Source organism: Pseudorhodoplanes sp. (assembly GCF_046289595.1).
Taxonomy (GTDB): domain Bacteria; phylum Pseudomonadota; class Alphaproteobacteria; order Rhizobiales; family Xanthobacteraceae; genus Pseudorhodoplanes.
The window spans coordinates 1-2,893 of record NZ_JBKBVB010000223.1 but is presented as its reverse complement, the minus strand read 5'-3'; the positions used below and the strand labels follow the sequence as shown (position 1 = coordinate 2,893).

Sequence of the window (2,893 nt, the reverse complement as noted above, 5' to 3'; positions counted from 1 at the left end):
TTTTTTGGCGTGCTTCATGAAGAGAAGCAGATAAAGATCCATGGTGCCGCCGGCACCCGTTACGCTCATGACGCGGATGGTCTTGTCTTTGTAGAAGTCTTCCGCCTTCTGAGCCAAGCCGGTTGCTGAGGCCAATGGCAACGACAGCATTGCCGCGAGAAAGGCCTTGGATATGTGTCCTCTGATCATCGAGACTCCTCCCTTTGCCGGGCGCCTGACGCGCCGCTTATTCGCTTTGAAAGCGCAGTTAAAGCGCTATGGTTGGCCCCGTCAATATCGTTCGACCCCGAACGATCTCGCCGCGTGAGGACCAGGTAGCGCCATGGCAGGCCAAACGAAAATTGCGCCGAATGCCGCATCCGGTATCCCGGTCGGCCGTCTGAAGGAGGCGATCGGGTTTCATCTGCGCCTTGCCCAGGAGGCATCCTTTCGCGCTTTTGCCGAACGGGCTGGGCGCGCCGGTGCCGGACTTAAGCCAAACCGCTATGCGATGCTGACCATCATCCAGGAAAATCCAGGGCTGACCCAGGCTGCACTCGGCCGGGCAAGCAGACGGGAAAAGTCGACCGTAACCCCTGCCTTGAACGAACTGGTCAGGAACGGTCTTGTGAAACGCCGCGCGTCACCGGCCGACCGCCGCGTTCAGACGCTCTGGCTGACGGCAAAGGGCAAGCGGCATCTGCGCGAGCTCACCCGGCATGCCATCGCTCATAATGAATTTCTGATCGGGCTGATCGGACAGGAGCATCGCGACCATCTGATGGAGCTTTTGTGCAGGATCATTCGCGGATGCGGCGACTACACAAAATGCGGAAAGCGGTACTAAGCGGGATGTCCACCGCGACGCGCAGTGAATTTATTGGCGGCGCATCAGACGGCGTCACGCATACAGCCGTTCGTTCTCCAGCCCCTTGTAGAGATCGGCGACCCATTCGCCGTAGCCGTTGAACAGCAATGTCGGCACCCGCTTGCCGCCGGCGCCAATGACTTCCTCGGTCGCCTGGCTCCAGCGCGGATGATCGACCTTGGGATTGACGTTGGCCCAGAAGCCGTATTCGTGCGACTGCAGATGCTCCCAATAGGATTTCGGCCGTTTGTCGGTGAAGTGGAAGCGCACGATCGACTTCACCGACTTGAAGCCGTATTTCCATGGCACCGCGAGCCGGATCGGCGCACCCATCTGACGCGGCGCGGGCTTGCCGTACACGCCGGTGACGAGGAAGGCGAGATCGTTGTTGGCCTCGGCGATGGTGAGGCCTTCGGTATAGGGCCACGGATACCAAGTCTGGCGCTGGCCGGGCGCGATCGAAGGATCCTTGAAGGTCTCCATCTGCAGGTATTTGGCCGACGACAAGGGCTTGGCCAATTCGACAAGCTTTGAAACCGGGAAGCCGGTCCACGGAATCGTCATGCTCCAGGCCTCGACGCAGCGCAGCCGGTAGATGCGTTCTTCCAGCGGCATTTTGCGGATCAGGTCGTCAATGCCGATCTCGAACGGCTTTTCCACCATGCCGTCGATCTTCACCGTCCACGGCCTGATCCTCAGCGCCTGCGCGCGCTGCGCGATCGCCTTGTCGCTGCCGAATTCAAAGAAATTGTTGTAGGAGGTCGCGATCTTTTCCTCGGTCAATGCGCGGTCGATCGGATAGGTGTTGTTGACCTTGGCCGGGTAGAGATCGGCGGTCGGATCGGGCAGCTTGTCGACATCGGAGATCCGTTGGGCTGCGGCATAACCGACGGTGAGCGCCCCGATCCCGCCGGCAATCAGGGCACGCCGGCTCAGGAAATAGCGTTCGGGTGTCACTTGGCTTTCCGGAATTTCCCAGCCGCGGCGGCGGATGATCTTCATCGCGTCTCTCCAGACGGGTGACCGTTGAACACATGACATACGCAGGTGCGCGCGGCCTCGCAAATCACGGATCGGAGACACGAAAATGATGGCCGCGCACCGTAACGAAGCGCTGCCCGCGGCCGAATAAACGTCAGACGGATTTTGCGGCCGCGCCCAGATGCGCGGCGACGATGGCACGGCCGGCATCGATGAAGTTCCGCGCCGGTCCTTCGTGTCCGGTGGCCTGGGTACAGACCAGAGCGCCCTCCAGCAGCATGAAAAGCTGATCGGCCAGCAGCTCCGGTTGCACCGCGCCCGCATCGCGGCACAGCCGCTCCAGGTTATGACGGAACTCCTGCTTGCATTGCTCGATCACGCACCGGGCCGGATGCCCCTTCTCGGGGAGTTCCACGGCGGCATTGGCGAGCGCGCAGCCGCGCGACTTGGGATCGCTGACATGACTGGCCGCTTCGACCAGCCAGGCGTCGAGCCGCGCACGGGGGTCATCGGGATGCGCCGCCTGCAGCGCAGCCCACGCATCGTCCTTCTCGGAGGCGAGACCGCGCAGATATTCCGCCACCAGCGCATCCTTCGATTCGAAATGCCGGTACAGCGTCATCTTGTTGGTGCCGGCCGCCTCGGCGATCGCATCGACGCCGACGGCGCGGATGCCGTGGCGGTAAAACAGCTCACGCGCCGCGGCGATGATGCGCTCACGGGGTGGCAGCCGGTCCGACATTTCAACTTTGGTCGCACTCATCGCTTCTGTCATGGCGCACCCCTTGACATGGGTGTTACCGGTCAGTACCTATCAGGTGTTACCGGTCAGTACCATAGTCAAATGGTCCCGGCCAGTCCCGAAATCCACCGGAGGCATTCATGCATTTTCCCATCTACGGCAATTACAACGCAGCCGAAAGGGCGGCGCGCATCCGGACCCTGACCTTTCCCGAAATCCTTTCGGATCCGCTGGTGCGCCTGGTGATGGAAGCCGACCGCGTCGATCCCCTGAGCCTGGAAAGCGAGCTGTCGGGAATCGGGGAAACGATGCCGCCCACCCCC

Annotated in this window: 4 protein-coding genes and 1 pseudogene; 2 read left to right on the top strand and 3 right to left on the bottom strand. The window is 61.6% G+C overall.

Annotation, left to right across the window (positions count from 1 at the left end; genetic code table 11):
* Positions 1-189, bottom strand: a 189-nt coding sequence (locus ACK41X_RS23315; protein ID WP_409728662.1) for a hypothetical protein, incomplete at its 3' end; no start/stop codon positions are given.
* A gap of 133 nt (positions 190-322) precedes the next feature.
* Here ACK41X_RS23315 and ACK41X_RS23310 point away from each other — a divergent pair.
* Positions 323-826 carry a MarR family winged helix-turn-helix transcriptional regulator gene (locus ACK41X_RS23310; RefSeq protein ID WP_409728659.1) on the top strand — a complete coding sequence of 168 codons (504 nt, stop codon included), beginning with the start codon at positions 323-325 and terminating at the stop codon, positions 824-826.
* 54 nt (positions 827-880) lie between these two features.
* Here the strand turns inward: ACK41X_RS23310 and msrP are convergent, their stop codons facing one another.
* Entirely contained in the window at positions 881-1,849 is a 969-nt protein-coding gene (msrP, locus tag ACK41X_RS23305; protein WP_409728657.1) for a protein-methionine-sulfoxide reductase catalytic subunit MsrP, read from the bottom strand.
* A gap of 133 nt (positions 1,850-1,982) precedes the next feature.
* Positions 1,983-2,603: a TetR/AcrR family transcriptional regulator gene (locus ACK41X_RS23300; RefSeq protein WP_409728655.1), complete on the bottom strand. Its 621-nt coding sequence runs from the start codon at positions 2,601-2,603 to the stop codon at positions 1,983-1,985.
* 107 nt (positions 2,604-2,710) lie between these two features.
* Here ACK41X_RS23300 and ACK41X_RS23295 point away from each other — a divergent pair.
* Positions 2,711-2,893: pseudogene (locus ACK41X_RS23295) on the top strand (hypothetical protein); the annotation flags it as partial.

Bases quoted from the DNA above. Each gene is read 5' to 3' on its own strand.
- ACK41X_RS23310 (WP_409728659.1), top strand. From the start codon at position 323: ATGGCAGGCCAAACGAAAATTGCGCCGAATGCCGCATCCGGTATCCCG.
- msrP (WP_409728657.1), bottom strand. From the start codon at position 1,849: ATGAAGATCATCCGCCGCCGCGGCTGGGAAATTCCGGAAAGCCAAGTG.
- ACK41X_RS23300 (WP_409728655.1), bottom strand. From the start codon at position 2,603: ATGACAGAAGCGATGAGTGCGACCAAAGTTGAAATGTCGGACCGGCTG.